We start from the raw sequence: 19240 nt of genomic DNA on the forward strand, positions 1-19240 counted from the left end.
GATGCCATTGGAAACGAATCCAGTCGGAATAAGACCTGTCAGTAGCCCACAGCAGACGGGACAGACGGAAGGCGTAAGCAGAAAGGGCGATGGAGGTTCATCGGCGGCATTCAGCCAGCGGACGGATGTTTCCATTCAGAATGCCGTCGATGATATGGCAGGCATTTTATCGAAGATATCGCAGACGGAAGTCGACGCGGTGGACAAAATGCCACAAGATCTTCAAAAGGTCATTGAGAATGTCATGAAGCAGGCATTTTCCTTTGATGAGACGATTGCCAAGGGGCTTGGCAGCGCCATGGAAAGCCAACGCTTTTCGATGGATCAGCTTGGCACGCTTGCACGCATGATGTTTCAGCTCGGCACACTTGCGGAGAAGAACGTCTCAGCGGATGCGAGCGAGACGATGCAGGCACTCTTGACGAATTTGAAAGCGAGCCTTGTCGATGCAGGCGGGCAGACATTGGAGCCGGTCCTCTTGAGCAAGGCAGCATTCGAGCTCTTGGATGAAAAGACAATGGCGGATCTGCCGCAAGACCTGCAGAAACTCTTGCAGGCACTTCAGCCTGAGGGACAGGCGACGACGGGGCTTCCCGCAGGTGAATCGGGTCCGCTTGGCTTCCTCAAGCAGATGGTGGAGCTGCTCATGCCACGGCCGGCGGCAGGAATTGCCGTGCAGACGGGGACGGCAGGGCAGGAGGGCGTGGCGCAAAGTCTGTCTGGCATGACGCCGCAGGAACAGGCAAGTGGCGTACCGCAGCAGGCTGGAAGCGTGCCTGCCGGGCAGGCACGATCGAATGTGTCGGCACAAGGACAGCGCACGGGTGCGCTGGTGCAGGGGCAACAAGCGAACGGCGCATCGCAGCAGGCAGGAAATACGCCTGTCGGCCAGACACCCGCCAGTGCGCCTGCACAGGAACAGGGTGCCAATGCAGCGACGCAGGGGCAAGCGGGCAGCGCGACGCAGCAGGCGGAAAATGGACCGGCGCAGGGACAACGTGCGAATGCCGCAGCGCAGCAGGCAGGAAGCACGACTGCTGGACAGGCACAATCGAATGTACCGGCACAAGGGCAGACCGCAAGCGCAACGCAGCAAGGACAACAGAACGCTTCTCTGCAAGGACAGGCACGACCGATGCCAGAAGAGTCCAATCCGATACCTGCTGCGGCACAGCAGACGAATATGAAAAATCAAGGTGTGGCTGCCCAGCAAATGCCTCTATCCGCACAACGACATGGGGAAGCACCTGCTGGACAGCCACGAGGGACGACGGCTTCTCCCCATCCACAGCAGCCAATGCAGGATGCGGGCAGAATCGCTTCGCAGGGGGTGCAGACGACAGGGGCGGCACACGAGAAGAATCCAGTTCAGTCGGCTATGCAGCAGGCGAAATCAGAACTCATGAGCCAAGAGATGGAGAACACGCCGCATACGGCGACGGTCATGAAGGATTTGGCACAGCTCCTCCTAAAGGATGCGACGCTCACGCAAAAGGATATGCTTCTTTTGCAGAGCTTCGTCAACGGAAAAACGGCACTCATGAGCCAAAAAGAAGCCAACCAGCTTCAGCTTCTCATTCGCATTTGCCAGCAGAACGTTCCTGCAACGGTACAGCAGGCGGCGGTTCAGCAGAATATGCCGGATCTGCCGCGCCTTTGGGCGTTTATGCAGCTTTGCGATATGACGAATGCGCGGAAGATGACGGAACGGCAGTACAAGAAGGCGGGCAAGGATCTCGCGGCGTTCGTCCAGTCCATGAAGGGGTCGATGGGCGGCGATCTCTCCGAGGTGCGTGGACAGCGTGCCCTGAACTTCATGATGCCGATCTACATGGGCGAGAACGAAAAGAGCTATCCTGCCTATATCCACGTCTACTACGAAAAAACACCCGACAAGATGACGGGAAAGATGAAAAAAGAGACGTGGCTTCGCATCTGCGTGCTGACGGACAACATCGGCGCGGTCGAACTCACGTGCCGCGTCTATCAGGATAACCAGCTCGATGTGCGCCTCTTCTTCTCGGATACCGATTCTGCGGATGACTTCCGCGACTCCTTGCAGGATATCCGAAAGAAGATGCGTGGACTCAAACTAAAGCTCGGCGACATCCGAATCGGTTCAGCGGGAGAGCGTCGTTTTATTTGAGACAGAAGAAAGATAACCCGATTTGCCAGGTGAGGAAATGATACAAGACAGCGAACGCGAGCCATCCGAAGGTCAGAACGCCGCACAAGGCACAGAGCATAAAGCGGTAGCGCTTCACTACGACAGTGCCGAGAACGTCGCGCCAAAAGTCGTGGCGAAAGGACGTGGACACGTTGCCGAGCGCATCTTGGAGCTCGCACAGAATAGCGGCGTACCCGTTTATCAAAACAAAACATTGGTCAACATGCTCATCGCACTTGAAATTGACCGTGAGATCCCGCCGGATCTTTATCGTGCCGTGGCGGAAATCATGGCGCATGTCTATCGGATCGACAAGAAATCGGAGAAAAGGGAATAGGGGCAGGCGAACGCCATGAAAAGGAGTCATATTGTTGGGATTGCCTTCGCCGTGTATCTCTTTTTCCTTGTCATTGGTGGAACGGTTTGCTACGTTTTGCATACGCATCAAGAGGCGGAACGAGAGGCAATGCCGTCGTATGCAGCGCCGCCCGGACAGCAGGAGGAAATGAAGAAGGCATCAAAAGCACAGGAGGATTCTTCACGGCATGAGTCGGAGCGGAAAGAAGCGGAGCACGAAAAACAAATCGATGCGCTCAAGGCGACCATGCATGAGAAGGTCATCGACGGCGTGACGTACTATACGCACGACTACGACGACGCGCCGACGCCCGGCGTCTACCTGCGCCCATTCGTCGCCGTCGACGGCTATGGAAACGCCGTGATCAAGCATGATATATACTACTACTATACACTGGATGATCCCGCGCGGACAGACTGGATATTCGGCGACCATCTCGATATCACTGCCGATGGCGTGACAATGACAGAGCTTCTCGATACGAAAAAGCTGCATAAAAAATTGGCACAGAACGTCGAGTATTTATCCGAGCATTACGTTCTGAATGCGGATGCGGAAGTCGTGCAGGCATTACGGAATGTGGGAAATGCCGCTGCGGCATCCATTCGCTATTACAAACTAGGCGGAAAGGAGCGCTGCCACGAATTGAGCGCGGAGGAGCGCCGACGGATTCATGATATGGTTGCACTCTACGACCTGCTAAAAGAAGACGAGTAAGATAAGATATGAAAAGGGGGCGTGTCGTACCTTGCGACACGCCCCGAAATACGATGCGGTTACTTCAGGATTGCACCCGTGGAAGCCGACGTCGTAAGCTTTGCGTAGCGGGCGAGATAGCCCGTCTTGATCTTTGGCTCAGGTTTCTTCCAGTTTGCCTTGCGCGCTGCGAGTTCCTCGTCGGAGACCGCAAGCTTGAGCTTGCGGTTCGGGATGTCGATCGTGATCGTATCGCCGTCCTCCAGGAAGGCAATCGGGCCGCCTTCCATTGCCTCAGGTGAGACGTGACCGACGCAAGCACCTTGGCTTGCCCCACTGAAACGACCATCTGTGATCAGACCGACTTTGAGACCGCGTCCCGTGATGACTGCCGTCGGGTTTAGCATTTCCTGCATGCCAGGACCGCCCTTCGGCCCTTCGTAGCGAATGACGACGACATCGCCGTCGTGGATCTTGCCTGCCATGATCGCGTCGCACGCCTCTGTTTCGGAGTTGTAGCACTTCGCCTTGCCCGTGTACGTGAGCATGTCCTCTGCGACAGCAGATGCCTTGACGACGGCATAGTCGGGCGCGAGATTGCCCGAGAGGATTGCGATGCCGCCTTCCTTGCGGTACGGTTCCTCGACGCTGTGAATGACCGTGCGGTCGAGTACGCGCGCATTCTTGATGCGGCTCTCTAGTGTGCCCGTGACCGTCAGCGCATCGAGATGGATGAGATCCTTCTTTGCGAGCTCATTCATGACGGCGGAAATGCCGCCTGCCTCGTTGAGATCCGTCATGTGATGCTTGCCTGCCGGGCTGAGCTTCGTGATGTACGGCGTGCGGCGTGAAATCTCGTCAAAGAGCGGCGTGGGCAGTGTGATTCCTGCCTCGTGTGCAATCGCCGTGAGGTGGAGCACCGTATTGGACGAGCCGCCAATGCCCATATCGACCGTAATCGCATTCTCGAATGCCTTGCGCGTCATGATATCACGCGGCTTGATATCGCGATTGACGAGGTCGAGGATGACTTCGCCCGCACGCTTCGCGAGGAGCCGACGGTCGCCCGTATAGGCGGCAGGAATGGTGCCGTTTCCGGGAAGCCCCATGCCGAGGACTTCTGTCAGGGAATTCATCGTATTTGCTGTGAATAGACCTGCACAGGAGCCGCAGCCCGGACAGCATTCCGTTTCGAGCTGTGCCATCTCTGCGGCGTCCATCTCGCCGGCAGCAAACTTGCCCGCTGCTTCAAATGCTTGGCTGACGCTGACGTCATGACCATGATGCCGGCCGGGGAGCATCGGACCGCCCGATACGACGATGCAGGGAATATTGAGCCGTGCCGCTGCCATGAGCATGCCGGGGACAACTTTGTCACAGTTTGGGATGAGCACGAGTCCGTCAAAGCCGGATGCCATCGTGACTGCTTCAATCGAGTCTGCAATGAGCTCGCGGCTTGCGAGGGAGTATTTCATGCCTGTGTGCCCCATCGCGATGCCGTCGCAGACACCGATCGCAGGGAACTCAATCGGCGTCCCGCCGGCCGCTGCGACGCCCAGCTTCGCCATATCGGCAATTTCGCGCAAATGGATATGGCCGGGGATGATCTCGTTGAACGAGTTGCAGATGCCGATGAGCGGCTTCTTGAGATCTTCTGGGCCATAGCCGTTCGCATGGAATAAGGAACGATGCGCACAGCGCGTTGCGCCTTTCTTTACAATATCACTTCTCATAACAAGCTCTCCTAATTTTATGGTACCACAATGCTTCCCGTATGGATTACGGGATAGGATTTAGTTTACAGCATTACGTTTGAAAGGTCAAATATGCAATATGAAGCATGCCCATGTCACAGTGGGGGCGAAGCAATGGAAAGCAAGCATCTCGGGCAGCGGCGGCGTATAGGCGTATAGAATATGGCTGCCAGTTGGACGATTCAGCGGACAAGTCCTTTTATCGCGTCATTTGCTGCTGGCATTCCGCTGGATAGGATGCAAACAAAAAATGCCCCAAGGCGCAATGACCTTGAGGCGGGGGGAAGAGACGACCTTATTCTTTGCCGAAGTAGCGGTCAAAGAGACCTTTAAAGCCGCAGCCGTGGCGCGCTTCGTCCTTTGCCATCTCGTGGACGGTGTCGTGGATGGCGTCGAGGTTGAGCTGCTTTGCGAGCGTTGCGAGCTCTTTCTTGCCTGCGCAAGCGCCGTGCTCTGCGTCGATGCGCATCTGCAGGTTCTTCTTCGTGCTGTTCGTGACGACTTCACCGAGAAGCTCTGCGAACTTCGATGCGTGCTCTGCTTCCTCGAACGCATAGCGTTTGAACGCCTCTGCGATCTCGGGGTAGCCTTCGCGGTCTGCCTGACGGCTCATTGCGAGGTACATGCCGACTTCGGAGCATTCGCCTGTGAAGTTCTGGCGCAGGCCTTCGAGAATGCGCGGGTCAACGTCCTTTGCGACGCCGATGCGATGTTCGTCCGCGAAGACAAGGTCGCCCGTCTGCTCGACGAACTTGGACTTCGGTGCCTTGCAGATCGGGCACTCGTTCGGTGCTTCTTCGCCTTCAAAAACATAACCGCAAACGCTGCAAACAAACTTCTTCATGATAAAACCTCCTAAAACACAATACATATCCGATTCATTCGATTTGGCCTCACGGGCTTGCTCATCTGCTCGCTCGGTATGGCTTTATTATACGTGAGGAACAGAAAAATAAAAATGATGGAATATAGCGATTGAAGGAGAATATATTTATATCTCTCAATAAATCACCATATATCTCGTATTATCGCATTATTTTATAAAAAATATCTATAAATAATAATTACTGTTTGTCGCTTGTTTACCGTGATTTATGTTCGTGCTATAATAAATGAAAATAAAGGGCTGATTTTGCTTTGTGGCCATTTCGTTTATAGGAGAGAAAGCTAACAATATGTTTACCTGTACGACGCATTCCCCTGAGGAAACAGAAGGGCTTGCCGAGCTTGTCGGAAAACGGATTCGAGAAGGGACGGTGCTCTGCCTCGTCGGTGATCTTGGCGCGGGCAAGACGCTTTTTGTGAAGAGCCTTGCCCGTACGCTTGGCGTCGAAGGTTCGGTAACGAGCCCGACGTTCAATCTGATGCATGTATATGACGGAATTTGCCCGATATATCACTTTGATCTCTACCGTTTGAAACGGGAGGAGGAGCTTGACGAGATCGGGTTTTACGAGTATACGGAGAATGCGCAGGATTCGGAAGGCCTGGTGATCATTGAGTGGCCGGACAAGTTCCCGTCCTGCATGCCGAAGGATTACGTCGAGGTTCGCATTGTGCAGACAGGTGAAACCGAACGCGCGCTGACGTTTTCGAGTGTCGGCACGTACTATGACAAATTCGTGAAGGAGCTGGAATCATTTGTCCATCTTGGCCATTGACACAGCGACGCAGGTATCGAGCGTTGCGGTGGCTTCGCGTGAAAAACTTTCTGCGGAACTCACGGTGCAGGCGAGCCTTATGCATTCGGAGACGCTCATGCCACACGTCGAGCAGGTGCTTCGCATGGCAGGTTGCAGGAAGGAGGAGCTGGAAGGCATTGCGGTCAGTATTGGACCAGGCTCTTTCACGGGACTTCGCATCGGTCTTGCGGCGGCGAAGGCGATGGGCTACGCGCTTTCCGTTCCCGTTGTCGGTGTTTCGACGCTCGAAGCGCTTGCGTGCCACTATCCTGTCCCCAACGTGTGCGTCGTGTGTATGCTCGATGCACAAAAAGGCAATGCCTACGTCGGACAGTACCATTGGGAGAACGGCGTGCTCGTGGAGGTCGCTCCTGTTGTGGTGCAGTCTCTTTCCGAGGCGATCCAGTCGTGTGCTATGGCAGGAGAGTCGGTCGTCCTCCTAGGCGATGTGATGCAAAAAAAGCGTGATCGCCTTACGCTTCCTGCAAATGTCGCGATTGCCCCCGCGCATCTTGTCATGCCGCGCGCTGCATGTGTGGCGATGCGCGGCCTCTCGCGCCTCGCGGCGGGCGAATCCGATCCTATCATGACGCTTGAGCCGTGCTACATTCGCCGCAGCGAGGCGGAGGTCTTGTGGGAGAAACGCCATGCGGAGGCAGGGAAATGAATGTATCGGTTCGATCTATGGTGCCGAACGATGCAGAGGCGGTCGAAGCCGTTGAAAAGGCGTCATTTCCCGTTCCGTGGTCGCGTGAGTCGTTTTGGCGCGAAGCAGCGAATGAAAATACGTGCTACCTGCTCGCACTCGATGGCGAGTCGGTTATCGGCTACGTCGGCTGCTGGATCCTTTCGGGGGAAGCGCAGGTCACGAATATTGCGCTTCTGCCGGATTACCGCGGAAAAGGCGTTGGCACGATGCTGTTCGGCGCGGTGATCGAGGCGGCAAAGGAACGCGGCGCGACGGCGATGACGCTCGAGGTGCGCCCGTCCAATACGGCGGCGCGCGCGCTCTACGCACACTATGGATTTTGCGAAGCGGGAGTGCGCAAGGGGTATTACTGTGACAACGGCGAGGACGCCATCATCCTATGGAAGACGAGCTTGTAAGGAGAAGATTGTGAAAGAAGAAATCCTGACGCTCGGCATCGAGTCGAGCTGCGATGAGACGTCGGCAGCTGTCCTGTGCGGAGGGCGCGAGATCCGTTCCAATGTCATATCGACGCAGATTCCGATCCATCGGAAGTTCGGCGGCGTCGTGCCGGAGATTGCTTCACGCAAGCACATCGTGAACATCATGCCCGTCATCGATGCAGCGCTTGAGGAGGCGGATATCAAGCTGAGCGCGATCGGACAGATTGCCGTGACGTATGGTCCGGGACTCGTCGGTGCCTTGCTCGTCGGTGTATCAGCGGCAAAGGCACTTGCTTTTTCACTCGATGTGCCGCTCATCGGCGTCAATCATCTTGAAGGGCATATCTTCGCGAACTTTCTTGCACAAAAGGATCTGGAACCGCCGTTCATGGCGCTCGTCGTGTCAGGCGGACATACGGCACTGGTCGATGTGCGGGGATATGATTCCTTTTGTCTCATGGGACAGACGCGCGACGATGCAGCAGGAGAGGCATTCGACAAGATTGCGCGCGTCATGGGTCTTCCCTATCCAGGAGGACCGGAAATCGACCGCCTCGCGAGGGAAGGCGATCCGCTCTCTATTGCATTTCCGCGCGCGCTGGAGGGGAAAGGGAACTACGAGTTCAGCTTCAGCGGATTGAAGTCTGCCGTATTGAACTACATCAACAGCGAAAAGATGAAGGGGCATTCCTTGGAGCCTGCGAATATCGCGGCATCGTTCCAGCACGCCGTCGTCGAGGTGCTCGTCGAAAAGTCTTTTGAAGCCGTGCAGGAAACTGGGCGCGATACGCTCGTGCTTGCGGGGGGAGTCGCAGCGAACAGCAGCCTCGAAGGGCGGCTGCGCGCGGAGGCGGCGCGGCGCGATGTGCGCTTCTCCTATCCGAGCCGGATCCTCTGCACGGATAATGCGGCGATGATTGCATGCCGCGGCTATTATCAGGCACAAAACGGTAGGTGCAGCGACCTTTATCTCAATGCCGTTCCCGGACTGGGACTCGTAGCGCGATGAGGGGGACACCTGGCTTCTCATTTGCTGCATGCTGCCGCAAGGAGACGCACCTTAGCGCCATGCAGATCGGATTGCTTTCGCGTATGGAGGCGGTGTTCCCATTCCTTGCGGACCTTGTCCACGGGGATCTGAAAGCGTACGTTCCTGCTGCAAAGGAAGGATTTTTCCTGCTTGCCGCGCACATTCACCCGCATACCGTCTATATGGCTGGAGCAAAGGAGACTGGACGCCTCGTGCGGCGGATCGAGGAGCCGATCATTGCGGAGGCGTTTCAGGCCGGACAAGCGGTGAGCGGAAAGCGCGAGTGGACGTATGGAACGATGCGCGATATGCATGTCTTTCCCATCTTGAGTGAAGGCCGCGTGCTCTGTGCGCTCGCCTTTGAGGTCGATGCGGAGAAACTCTTGATCGAGGGATATCCGCGCCTTTTGGAAGCGGCGCGCGTCGTCCTGCTCCATGCGCAGAAAGCATGCGATCTCGCGCCGTTTGCACCCATCCAGGCGGGAGACGGAATCCTCATCACGGATGCGCGAAGCCGCATCGTTTTTGCTGATGTCGCAGCACGGCGCATCTATCGCGTGCTTGGCGTCGGCAGTCTCGTCGGATGCCCGCTGTACGAGCGACAGCTCACGCGCCATGTGACGCGCGAGACGGTCGAGCGGGATCGGCCATGGCGCAAAGAGATCGAGGCGGGCGGTCTCAGCCTCGTGCGCCGCGAGGTCGCGATTCGCGAGGGAGGCACGCTCTGTCTTCGGATCGTCCTGCTGTCGGATGTGACGGAAACGCGTGCGCGCGATGAAGCACTCCGAATCAAGTCCGCGATCATTCAGGAGGTCCATCATCGGGTCAAAAACAATTTGCAGATGGTTGCGAGCCTCCTACGTCTTCAGGCACGCCGTGCATCATCTGATGAGGTGCGTCTCGCGCTGCGCGAGAGTGTCAATCGCATCCTCTCGATTTCCGTCGTGCACGAGTACCTTTCCCAGCAAGGCGATGAGGCGATTGACGTACAGGAAGTGTTCGGTCATATTTTCGGTCTTGTCGTACGCAGCATGGCGGACAAGGGCTTTTCCGTCCGGACGGCGTGCAAGGGAGAGCGGCTCGTCCTGCCATCGAAGTGCGCGAGTTCCGTCGCGCTCGTGCTGAACGAGCTCGTGCTGAATGCGATGGAGCATGCTTTCATTGGGCGAAGCGAAGGGCTTATCGGGCTCTCCGTCAAAGCGCATGCGGACGGTTGGCTGCTTGACTTTTATGACGATGGGATCGGGCTTCCCAAGGCCTTTGACATCGCGCGTACGAAATCGCTCGGACTCACCATCGTCAAAACACTCATCGAAGGCGATCTCGGCGGGCAGTTTTCGATTGCGGGCGAAGCGGGATGCGGAACGCATGCGCGGATCATTCTTCCGAAAATGCAGCCGGCTCCGATAGCGTAAAGGGGACATCATGGAACAGAAGTCACTCCGGCTTGTCATCGCGGACAACGAATCCTTGATTCGCATGGATCTGCGTGAAATGCTTGAAGAGGCAGGGCACGAAATCGTCGGCGAGGCGATGGACGGACGAAAAGCGGTCGTGCTCACGCGCAGCCATCGCCCCGATCTCGTCATCATGGATATCAAGATGCCGCAGATGGACGGGATTGCGGCGGCAAAGAAAATGGCGGAGGAGAAGCTCGCCCCTGTCCTCCTGCTGACGGCGTTCAGCCAGCCGGAAATCGTCGAAAAGGCGAAGGACTCCGGGGTGCTCGGCTACCTCGTCAAGCCCGTGCAGGAAGCACAGCTCTTTCCTGCGATGGAGATCGCACGCTCGCGCTGGCAGGAAATGCAGGACATGGAGGCGGAACTCGCGGGCCTGCGCGATACGCTTGAGGCACGCAAGACACTTGACCGAGCGAAGGGGATTCTCATGGCGATGCATCATCTTTCCGAGCCGGAAGCGTATCGCCGCATCCAGCAGTACGCGATGATGAAGCGAAAGACACTCAAAGAAATCGCAGAAGCGGTCGTCAAAGCGGCTGGTGGCAGAATTTGATTCAACTGGGAACGAAATTCAAACAATAGAAACGGATAAGTGATAGGGTCACGAAGGTCAGCGATCTTTGTGGCTCTTTAATTTTGTCCCTATCGAATCCGGACGAAGTCATATGTCTTTTCATTGTATTGTGTGCGAAATGCACCTATAATGGAATCGAATAGGAAATGTGCAGTAAGAAGGGGACTATGAAGAATCTTGCTAGGGCATCCGCCATCGCGCAGATCTTGCTCGCCGGGACCGCACCGCTCTCGGCACGGTCAATCGCAGAGAAACTCGGTGTCAGCAGCAAGACCGTTTTGCGCGAACTGCCGAAACTTGCTCGAATGGCAAGCGATCGGGATCTCGTTCTCAAACGAAAGACGGGGACGGGAATCTCGATTGTGGGCGATGCGGAAAAGCAAAAGGCGTTCTTGGCGCAGCTCAAGGCCAATGCGCCTGTCGGCTTCACGGCGCAGGAGCGTTTGACGATACTGGCAGGGCAGCTTCTCAAGAACTCGGAGCCAATCAAGCTCTTCACGCTTGCAAAACAGTTAAACGTGACGGACGGGACTGTGAGCAACGATTTGGACAAGCTTGAGACGTGGTTTCGCGAACATGGCTTGATGCTCGTTCGGCGTCCAGGACTTGGCGTATATGTGGAGGGAGATGAGCGCGCGATACGCCGCGCGCTCATCAGCATACTCTATGAGAACCTCGATGAGGAGCATTTGCTGCGCCTCGTTCGCGAAGATGAGACAGCGGACAAGCGGACGGCAAGCGGGCACCTGTTAAGCCTCGTGGATGCGGAGGTCGTTCACCAGATTGAAGGTTTCGTTCACGAGATGGAGAGCGATCTTCCGCATCATTTTTCGGATCATGCATTCATCGGTCTTGTCGTTCATCTCACGCTTGCCGTAGAGCGCATGCGCAAGCAGGAAGGCATCCATATCGAGCCGGACATCCTCGCGGATTTGCGCAGCCGCAGCGCGTATCCGTTGGCAGAAAAACTTGCAAGACGGATCGAGAAAGCGTTTTCGCTCGCCGTGCCAGCAGGTGAGATCGGATATATCACGATGCATTTGCTCGGCGCGCGGAGCCGCTATATCGGGAAGCAAGATAGGGACGCCCCGCGCGTAGGAAATTTTCGTCTCGTACAGCTCGCGCGCGCCATCATCCGCCGCATGGAAGAACAGACGGGAAAGCCGCTTTTGCAGAATCGCAGCCTCCTCATGGGACTCGTCAACCATCTCGGTCCTTCGGTCAGCCGGCTTACGATGCACATGACGATCCGAAATCCTCTTTTGGAGGAAATGCAGCAGACGTATCCGCACTACATGGCGATGGCACGTGTTGCGGCTGAGCCATTGGAAAACGAGCTCGGCGTGACGCTGCCGGATGCGGAAGTAGCCTATATCGCGATGCATTTGGGAGCGGCGCTCGTCGATGCCGATACGCCTGCGCATAAGACCATCCGCGTCCTCGTCGCTTGTCCGACGGGGGTGGGGACGAGCCGTTTGCTCGCGAGTTCCGTTAGGCGCGCGTTTCCGAACCTGCACGTTGTGGACACCGTTTCGACGATCCACATCACGGAAGCAAGTGAGGAGAGCGGCGCATCGTTCGTCATTTCCACCGTTCCCATTCCGAACGCACCGCTTCCCGTCATCGTCACGGGACTCCTGCTTGATGAAGCGGGGCGAGCGCGGATTGCGGAAGCGATTCAAAGGGCGGAGCGATACGTTTTGCCATGCAAAAAAGGTTGCACCCAAAAAACCGCTTTTTCGGACGGGCTGCCGAAAATGATCGCCTACGGAACGGCGATACGCTCCTTGCTGGAAGGATTCTTTGTCCGGCGGATAGCAGAGCATGTATCCGATGCAAAAAGGCTTTGTATGATTGCGGCAGAACAGATTTGTACGGATCGAACGGCACGGAATTCCATCATGGACGCATTTTTGCAGCGCGAATCGAAAGGAAGCACGATCATCAAGGGGCATGGGATCATGGTCCTTCATGCGCGAACGAAGGCCAGTCCCGCACCGAGAGCCGGTGTTTTGCGCTTATCGGCACCATTTGTCTCAGAATCGGGAATCGTGCGAACGGTTCTCGTCCTGCTTGCCGTGATGGAAAAGGAAGAATCTGCTGAGGCGGTCGGCGCCATTTCCACAGGGCTGTTCGAGCGGGATGGATTTCTTTCCGTACTGCATGATGGGGAGCATGGGGCTGTGTTCCAGGCAATATCGGATTTGCTTCGTGCATTTTATAGGCAGAAAAATGAGGAGGTTATCGGCCAAGCTGCCGATTTTCATCAATTTCGAGAATCGCTTGTATAGGACGAGCAATTCCCTGCTGCTTTTTATCTGTTCTTGATTGGAGGGAAATATAATGGGCAATGCAAAACAAGGCAGTGCGCAGGAAGCCATGCAGAGGTTTGGCCGATTCCTGTCCGGCATGGTTTTGCCAAATATTGGCGCGTTTATTGCATGGGGGCTTTTGACAGCTCTCTTCATCCCGACAGGCTGGCTGCCGAATGAGTATTTGGCACAGGTCGGTGGGCCGATGAGCAAGTGGCTCATCCCATTGCTGCTCGGCTACACGGGCGGCGAGGCGATCTACGGGCATCGAGGCGGTGTGCTCGGTGCGATCGCAACGTCCGGCGTTATCGCGGGCTCCGATATTCCGATGTTCCTCGGAGCCATGATCATGGGCCCGCTTGGGGGATACATCATTAAGAAGTTTGACGCCGCAGCCGAGGATCGTATTCCGACAGGCTTTGAGATGCTCGTCAACAACTTTTCGGCCGGAATCATTGGCGCAATTCTCGCCGTACTCGCATTTGTGGCAGTCGGACCGGTCGTCCTCACGGCAAACGGAGTGCTTCGTGCAGGCGTCGAGGGGATTGTTGCGATCGGGCTTCTGCCGCTCGCATCGATCATCATTGAGCCGGCAAAGGTGCTTTTCCTGAACAATGCGATCAACCACGGTGTCTTGTCGCCGCTCGGCATTCAGCAAGCGGAGGAATTCGGCAAGTCGATGTTCTTCCTGCTTGAGGCGAACCCAGGTCCTGGCTTCGGCGTCCTGCTTGCGTATTGGTTCTTTGGAAAGGGCATGGCAAAGGATTCGACGCCGGGAGCGATGATCATCCATGTGCTCGGCGGTATCCATGAAATCTATTTCCCCTATATTCTCATGAAGCCGATCCTCGTCCTTGCGGTCATCGCGGGCGGCATGAGCGGTGTCTTTACGCTGAATCTTCTTGGCGGCGGGCTTATCGCCCCGTCGTCTCCTGGCTCGATTCTCGCAGTCCTCGCGATGACGCCGAAAGGTGCGTTCCTCGCCAATATGGCGGATTTCGTTGTTGCGACGGTTGTCTCGTGTGCGGTTGCGTCGGTATTCATCAAGGCATCAAAAGAGGATGGCGGCGAGGATCTCGAAGCGGCGCGTGCGTCGATGAGCGAGATGAAGAACCGTGGCAAGGATATGCCGACGGAAAAGAAGATTTCGGGGGCTGAGCTCAAGACGATCGTCTATGCCTGTGATGCCGGCATGGGGTCGTCCGCACTCGGTGCGGCGGCACTGCGCAAGAGGCTCCGAAAAGATGGCTATGCGGATATATCGGTTACGAATTGTGCGATTGGCTCGATCCCGAAGGATGCACAGATCGTTGTCTCGCATGAAAAGCTTGCGGAGCGTGCGCGGCAGGACAGCCCGCAGGCAGAGCACATTTGGGTCAAGGACTTCACGCAAAACAACGTCTACGATATCGTTTCGGCACGCCTCAAGGAAGAAGGCGTTGCAGCGGCTGAAGGGACTGCGCCGGAAGAAACCGTCAAAGAGGGCGTGCTGACAAAGGAGAATGTCCTCGTCGGACTGCCGAGCGTTTCGAAGGAGGAAGCGATTCGCCATGCAGGGGAGCTTCTTGTCCAAGGCGGCTACGTCGAAATGCCGTACATTAAGGGCATGCTGAACCGCGAAAGGGACATCACGACGTACATCGGAAAAGGCATTGCCATCCCGCACGGCGAGAATGCCGTCAAAGACAGCGTCAAAGAGTCGGGGATTGTCGTCCTGCAGTATCCAGAAGGCATTGCGTTCGGCGACGATAAGGCCTATCTCATCATCGGCATTGCGGGCAGGGGGAATGACCATCTTGCAATTCTTGCGAATCTCGCTACGACGATGGATGAGTACACGGATGAAGAGCTGCAGAAGCTCTATACGACGAAAGATCCGAACCTGCTTTATGAAGTCTTTACGAAGGTCGATTGATTCTGCCGATAGGCAGGCATTCCGCTTTGGCTGGCTGCCTGCCGGGCGGCATTCCCATATCATGTGGGCATAGGAGGTCTTGCAGTATGAAACAGGCAATTCATTTCGGCGCGGGCAACATTGGCCGTGGCTTTATCGGCGAGCTGCTCGTGCAGTCGGGCTACGAAGTCATTTTCGTCGATGTCAATGATGAACTCGTGAATACGATCAACGAAAAAAAAGCGTACAATATCAAGATCGTCGGCGATAAGCCGAAAACCGTACATATTGAACACGTTCGCGCAATCAATAGCAATACGCATCTCGATGCGCTCATCGCGGCGATCTGTGAGGCGGATATCATCACGACGGCAATCGGACCGAATATCTTGAAATTTATTGCACCGAATATCGCGAAAGGGCTTACGGAGCGCGTCAGGAAGAATCAAACGCCGCTCAATATCATCGCGTGCGAGAACATGGTCGGCGGCTCAACAATGCTCAGGAACTTCGTCTACGAAACCCTTTCGGACGATGCCAAGACGGAAGTGGACGGCTTGATTGGCTTTCCGGATGCGGCGGTTGATCGTATCGTGCCGCTGCAGCATAATGAAGAGGCGCTGCTTGTACAAGTTGAGCCGTATTCGGAGTGGGATGTCTCGCGCAAGACCGTCAAGGGCGAAGCGCCTAAGATCAAAGGGCTTACGTGGGTCGACGACCTGCAGGCGTATATTGAGCGCAAGCTCTTCACGGTCAATACGGGGCATGCGTCGATCGCCTATCTCGCCTATCAGAAGGGGATCAAAGATATTTATCGTGCGATGCAGGACAAGGAAATCCTGGCATTTGTACGCAGTGTATGGCGTGAGACAGGCAGCATGCTCATCAAGAAGTACGGCTTCGATCCGAAGGTGCATCAGCAGTATATTGAAACGACAGAGAAGCGCTTTGCCAACCCATATCTTTCCGATGAAGTCACGCGCGTCGCACGCGGTCCAATCCGCAAGCTCGGAGCAAAGGACCGTCTTGTGAGCCCCGCTGTGCAGCTCATCGAACAAGGCGGTGAGCCGCAGGCACTTGCGAAAGTCATTGCGGCAGCGCTGCGTTTTGATTTTGATGGCGATAAGGAAGCTTGTGCGCTTCGTGATTTCATAAAGGCGGAAGGCTATGGAAAGGCACTTGCACACTTCACGGGGCTTGCACCGGATTCCAAGCTCTATCGGCTCGTCATGGCAGAATTGAAGTAAAACCCTATGCGATGCTTTTGCGTGCAATCATTTGGCTACAAGTGCAGCGCGCCATGGTTGGATCTGGGGGAATTTTCATGTTGACAAGCCTAGGGGCGTATGCTATTATTACATACGTCGCTAGGCGGCACGGAGTGGTACTCAAGAGGCTTAAGAGGACGGTTTGCTAAATCGTTAGGCTGGGTAACTGGTGCGGAGGTTCGAATCCTCTCCACTCCGCCATTTTGTAGTATGACCGTTGCATATTGTGCAACGGTTTTTGTTTTTTTGACTTTTTTCCAAAAGAAGCTTGACATTTTGACTAAGAAGCATTACTATAAAGACTGTAGTTAGCACTCAGGAAGTGCGAGTGCTAACAGACTTACGTTGCATTTCGTATATAGGAGGAGGATACCTATGATTAAACCATTGGGCGAAAGAGTAGTCATCGAAGTAGCAGAGAGTGATGCCAAGACGGCGAGCGGCATTGTGCTCCCCGACACGGCAAAGGAAAAGCCGCAGAAGGGAACGGTTGTTGCAGTCGGTTCTGGCAAGCTGCTGGATAACGGTGAGCACGCTGCGATGGAAGTCAAGGCCGGTGACCATGTTATTTTCTCGAAGTATTCGGGGACGGAAGTCAAGGTTGACGACAAGGAATACCTCGTTGTCCGCGAAAGCGATATTCTCGCAATTCTTTGAGTTTTAGTCAGACCCAAACGTACGTTTTTTCATGGAGGTAATATAAATGGCAAAGCAGATTCTGTTTGACGAAGACGCACGCCGCGCACTTGGCCGCGGCGTTGACGCATTGGCAAATGCCGTAAAAGTAACGCTTGGACCGAAGGGACGCAACGTCGTTCTCGATAAGAAGTTCGGTGCGCCGGTCATCACGAATGACGGTGTTACGATCGCACGCGACATTGAGCTCGAAGATCCGTTCGAGAATATGGGCGCACAGCTTGTCAAAGAAGTTGCGACGAAGACGAACGACATTGCAGGCGACGGCACGACGACGGCAACGCTCCTCGCGCAGGCTATGATCCGCGAAGGCATGCGCAACGTTGTGGCGGGCGCAAATCCGATGATCATCAAGAAGGGCATCAACGAAGCGGTTGGAGCACTCGTAGAAGAGATCAAGAACCGCGCGAAGAAGGTTGAAGGCAAGGCGGATATCGCACAGGTTGCGACGATTTCCTCGACAGACGCGGAGACGGGCGAACTGATCGCTGAGGCGATGGAGAAGGTCGGCAAGGACGGCGTCATCACGGTTGAAGAGTCGAAGTCGATGGCAACGAACCTCTCGGTCGTCGAAGGCATGCAGTTTGACCGCGGCTACATCTCCCCGTATCTCGTTACGGATGCGGATAAGATGGAAGCCGTCCTCGAGGATCCGTACATCCTCATCACGGATCGCAAGATTTCCGCAATCAACGACATTTTGCCGATCCTGGAGCAGGTCGTCAAGAGCGGCAAGCAGCTTGCAATCATTGCAGAGGATGTCGACGGTGAGGCGCTGACGACGATCGTTGTCAACAAGCTTCGTGGCACGTTCAAGGCACTCGCAGTCAAGGCGCCGGGCTTCGGCGACCGCCGCAAGGCAATGCTTGAGGATATCGCGATCCTCACGGGCGGTACGGTTATCAGCGAAGAGCTCGGCCGCAAGCTCGACAGCGTGACGATGGACGATCTTGGCCGTGCACGTCAGATTCGGTCGACGAAGGAAGAGACGACGATCGTCGATGGCACGGGGGATAAGAAGGCCATTTCGGATCGCGTTGCACAGATCAAGAAGCAGATCGCCGAAACGACGTCCGACTTCGATAAGGAGAAACTCCAGGAGCGCCTCGCAAAGCTGGCAGGCGGCGTTGCTGTTATCGAGATCGGTGCCGCTACGGAAGTCGAGATGAAAGACAAGAAGTATCGTATCGAGGATGCGCTCAATGCAACGCGCGCAGCAGTCGAGGAGGGCATCGTCGCAGGCGGCGGCACGACGTTCGTCGATATCGTCAGTGCGCTCGATAAGCTCAAGGTCGAGGGCGATGAGAAGGTCGGTGTTGAGATCGTTCGCCGTGCCGTTGAAGAGCCGGTTCGCCAGATTGCGGACAACGCGGGGCTAGAAGGCTCTGTCGTCGTTGAAAACGTCAAGAAAGCGGACGCAGGCGTTGGTTTCAATGCGCTGACGAATGAGTACGTCGACATGATCAAGGCCGGCATCGTCGATCCTGCCAAGGTCACGCGTTCCGCACTCCAAAATGCGGCATCGATTGCGTCGATGGTCCTGACGACGGAAACGCTCGTCGCGGACAAGCCTGAGAAGGAAGCACCGGCACCCGCTGCGGCACCGGGGATGGGCGGCATGCCCGGCATGATGTAATTCGTGCACACAGAATAGCTAATGGCTAGGGAGCTTGCGATATGACTGCTCGAAGAAGTGCATGAGACGGAATAAAGCAGTTGCGCCCTTGCAGAAAAAAGCATGGCCGTACGTATGGTACATACGGCAAATAAAGAAGCACCTCGCATCATAATCGATGCGAGGTGTTTTTTTGCAAGAATCGAGCCGTTTTGCAAGTTTTGCATGGATTGTAACAAACAGTGTGCGTGGATTGAAATGTCGAGCGTCATAGGAGGAAGTTGTAATGGGTGGCTTTGTAGGTTTGTCAATCCTATGTTACACTGAGCCAAATGCTTTTTCAAACATCCGTTTGGTGAATCCCAGCCCAGTGGACGCATCGGGAATGCATTGCAGATTCGATTGCGCCGAGCCAGCTGCCTTTTGAAATCCGCAAAGGAATCGAATTTGTGGCTCACATGGAACTCCTCGTTGTCCTTTCGGTGCGAGCGTTCCACCTTGCCGTTGTGCCGTGGCGTGTGGGGGCGTATCTTCTGGTGCTCGATGCCGTATTCCCGAAGCTGCTTCTCGAACAGCGTTTCGTCGTGCTCGGAACCTTTTGTG

16 protein-coding genes, 1 tRNA gene and 1 pseudogene are annotated in these 19240 nt (G+C 55.6%); 15 read left to right on the forward strand and 3 right to left on the reverse strand.

All coding sequences use genetic code 11. The features are described 5' to 3' along the window. The first annotated feature begins 1 nt into the window (after nt 1). The 3 genes from HMPREF1985_RS00490 to HMPREF1985_RS00500 are packed head-to-tail and all read left to right on the forward strand — an operon-like array spanning nt 2 to nt 3242. Nucleotides 2-2146 (forward strand): hypothetical protein, encoded by a 2145-nt coding sequence (locus HMPREF1985_RS00490; protein ID WP_040636571.1) that lies wholly within the window; start codon nt 2-4, stop codon nt 2144-2146. Between the two features lie 37 nt (nt 2147-2183). Next, nucleotides 2184-2504, forward strand: a complete 321-nt coding sequence (locus tag HMPREF1985_RS00495) for an EscU/YscU/HrcU family type III secretion system export apparatus switch protein (protein ID WP_021770444.1) — start codon at nt 2184-2186, stop codon at nt 2502-2504. A gap of 15 nt (nt 2505-2519) precedes the next feature. After that, complete coding sequence (locus tag HMPREF1985_RS00500; RefSeq protein ID WP_021770445.1) at nt 2520-3242, forward strand: hypothetical protein; 723 nt, start codon at nt 2520-2522, stop codon at nt 3240-3242. A 59-nt stretch (nt 3243-3301) separates the two neighbouring features. On the opposite strand, the gene ilvD is transcribed toward HMPREF1985_RS00500, so the two are convergent. After that, nucleotides 3302-4954: a dihydroxy-acid dehydratase gene (gene ilvD / locus HMPREF1985_RS00505; protein ID WP_021770446.1), complete on the reverse strand. Its 1653-nt coding sequence runs from the start codon at nt 4952-4954 to the stop codon at nt 3302-3304. A 316-nt stretch (nt 4955-5270) separates the two neighbouring features. Further along, nucleotides 5271-5819: an NADH peroxidase gene (locus HMPREF1985_RS00510; protein WP_021770447.1), complete on the reverse strand. Its 549-nt coding sequence runs from the start codon at nt 5817-5819 to the stop codon at nt 5271-5273. A gap of 331 nt (nt 5820-6150) precedes the next feature. Between HMPREF1985_RS00510 and tsaE the strand changes: the two genes are divergently transcribed. From tsaE to groL, 12 genes are all read left to right on the forward strand, one after another. Then, on the forward strand, nt 6151-6636 hold the full coding sequence (gene tsaE, locus HMPREF1985_RS00515) for a tRNA (adenosine(37)-N6)-threonylcarbamoyltransferase complex ATPase subunit type 1 TsaE (RefSeq protein WP_040636573.1): 486 nt from the start codon (nt 6151-6153) through the stop codon (nt 6634-6636). Continuing rightward, entirely contained in the window at nt 6617-7324 is a 708-nt protein-coding gene (tsaB, locus tag HMPREF1985_RS00520; RefSeq protein WP_040636575.1) for a tRNA (adenosine(37)-N6)-threonylcarbamoyltransferase complex dimerization subunit type 1 TsaB, read from the forward strand. The genes tsaE and tsaB overlap by 20 nt, the downstream gene beginning before the upstream one ends. After that, nucleotides 7321-7764 carry a ribosomal protein S18-alanine N-acetyltransferase gene (gene rimI, locus HMPREF1985_RS00525; protein WP_040636577.1) on the forward strand — a complete coding sequence of 148 codons (444 nt, stop codon included), beginning with the start codon at nt 7321-7323 and terminating at the stop codon, nt 7762-7764. The genes tsaB and rimI overlap by 4 nt, the downstream gene beginning before the upstream one ends. A gap of 7 nt (nt 7765-7771) precedes the next feature. Then, complete coding sequence (tsaD, locus tag HMPREF1985_RS00530; RefSeq protein ID WP_040636602.1) at nt 7772-8797, forward strand: tRNA (adenosine(37)-N6)-threonylcarbamoyltransferase complex transferase subunit TsaD; 1026 nt, start codon at nt 7772-7774, stop codon at nt 8795-8797. After that, nucleotides 8794-10233, forward strand: coding sequence for a sensor histidine kinase (locus HMPREF1985_RS00535; RefSeq protein ID WP_021770452.1), 1440 nt, complete (start codon nt 8794-8796; stop codon nt 10231-10233). Before tsaD ends, HMPREF1985_RS00535 begins: the two co-directional genes overlap by 4 nt. Nucleotides 10234-10243: 10 nt before the next feature. Further along, entirely contained in the window at nt 10244-10831 is a 588-nt protein-coding gene (locus tag HMPREF1985_RS00540; protein ID WP_021770453.1) for an ANTAR domain-containing response regulator, read from the forward strand. Between the two features lie 188 nt (nt 10832-11019). Continuing rightward, nucleotides 11020-13143 carry a BglG family transcription antiterminator gene (locus tag HMPREF1985_RS00545; protein ID WP_051349018.1) on the forward strand — a complete coding sequence of 708 codons (2124 nt, stop codon included), beginning with the start codon at nt 11020-11022 and terminating at the stop codon, nt 13141-13143. A 52-nt stretch (nt 13144-13195) separates the two neighbouring features. After that, entirely contained in the window at nt 13196-15079 is a 1884-nt protein-coding gene (locus HMPREF1985_RS00550; protein ID WP_021770455.1) for a PTS mannitol transporter subunit IICBA, read from the forward strand. 86 nt (nt 15080-15165) lie between these two features. Then, nucleotides 15166-16305, forward strand: coding sequence for a mannitol-1-phosphate 5-dehydrogenase (locus HMPREF1985_RS00555; protein ID WP_021770456.1), 1140 nt, complete (start codon nt 15166-15168; stop codon nt 16303-16305). Between the two features lie 131 nt (nt 16306-16436). After that, a tRNA-Ser gene (locus tag HMPREF1985_RS00560) sits at nt 16437-16527 on the forward strand. A 174-nt stretch (nt 16528-16701) separates the two neighbouring features. Beyond that, nucleotides 16702-16983, forward strand: coding sequence for a co-chaperone GroES (groES, locus tag HMPREF1985_RS00565; protein ID WP_021770457.1), 282 nt, complete (start codon nt 16702-16704; stop codon nt 16981-16983). A 46-nt stretch (nt 16984-17029) separates the two neighbouring features. After that, entirely contained in the window at nt 17030-18658 is a 1629-nt protein-coding gene (gene groL, locus HMPREF1985_RS00570; RefSeq protein WP_021770458.1) for a chaperonin GroEL, read from the forward strand. A 439-nt stretch (nt 18659-19097) separates the two neighbouring features. On the opposite strand, the pseudogene HMPREF1985_RS11775 reads toward groL, so the two are convergent. Continuing rightward, nucleotides 19098-19240, reverse strand: a pseudogene (locus tag HMPREF1985_RS11775) (IS481 family transposase); the annotation flags it as partial.

Origin of the sequence: Mitsuokella sp. oral taxon 131 str. W9106, from assembly GCF_000469545.1 — a bacterium.
Classification (GTDB): domain Bacteria; phylum Bacillota; class Negativicutes; order Selenomonadales; family Selenomonadaceae; genus AWVT01.

Bases quoted from the DNA above. Each gene is read 5' to 3' on its own strand.
- HMPREF1985_RS00535 (WP_021770452.1), top strand. From the start codon at position 8,794: ATGAGGGGGACACCTGGCTTCTCATTTGCTGCATGCTGCCGCAAGGAG.
- HMPREF1985_RS00490 (WP_040636571.1), top strand. From the start codon at position 2: ATGCCATTGGAAACGAATCCAGTCGGAATAAGACCTGTCAGTAGCCCA.
- HMPREF1985_RS00555 (WP_021770456.1), top strand. From the start codon at position 15,166: ATGAAACAGGCAATTCATTTCGGCGCGGGCAACATTGGCCGTGGCTTT.
- HMPREF1985_RS00550 (WP_021770455.1), top strand. From the start codon at position 13,196: ATGGGCAATGCAAAACAAGGCAGTGCGCAGGAAGCCATGCAGAGGTTT.
- groL (WP_021770458.1), top strand. From the start codon at position 17,030: ATGGCAAAGCAGATTCTGTTTGACGAAGACGCACGCCGCGCACTTGGC.
- HMPREF1985_RS00510 (WP_021770447.1), bottom strand. From the start codon at position 5,819: ATGAAGAAGTTTGTTTGCAGCGTTTGCGGTTATGTTTTTGAAGGCGAA.
- groES (WP_021770457.1), top strand. From the start codon at position 16,702: ATGATTAAACCATTGGGCGAAAGAGTAGTCATCGAAGTAGCAGAGAGT.
- HMPREF1985_RS00540 (WP_021770453.1), top strand. From the start codon at position 10,244: ATGGAACAGAAGTCACTCCGGCTTGTCATCGCGGACAACGAATCCTTG.
- HMPREF1985_RS00545 (WP_051349018.1), top strand. From the start codon at position 11,020: ATGAAGAATCTTGCTAGGGCATCCGCCATCGCGCAGATCTTGCTCGCC.
- rimI (WP_040636577.1), top strand. From the start codon at position 7,321: ATGAATGTATCGGTTCGATCTATGGTGCCGAACGATGCAGAGGCGGTC.
- HMPREF1985_RS00495 (WP_021770444.1), top strand. From the start codon at position 2,184: ATGATACAAGACAGCGAACGCGAGCCATCCGAAGGTCAGAACGCCGCA.
- tsaE (WP_040636573.1), top strand. From the start codon at position 6,151: ATGTTTACCTGTACGACGCATTCCCCTGAGGAAACAGAAGGGCTTGCC.
- ilvD (WP_021770446.1), bottom strand. From the start codon at position 4,954: ATGAGAAGTGATATTGTAAAGAAAGGCGCAACGCGCTGTGCGCATCGT.
- HMPREF1985_RS00500 (WP_021770445.1), top strand. From the start codon at position 2,520: ATGAAAAGGAGTCATATTGTTGGGATTGCCTTCGCCGTGTATCTCTTT.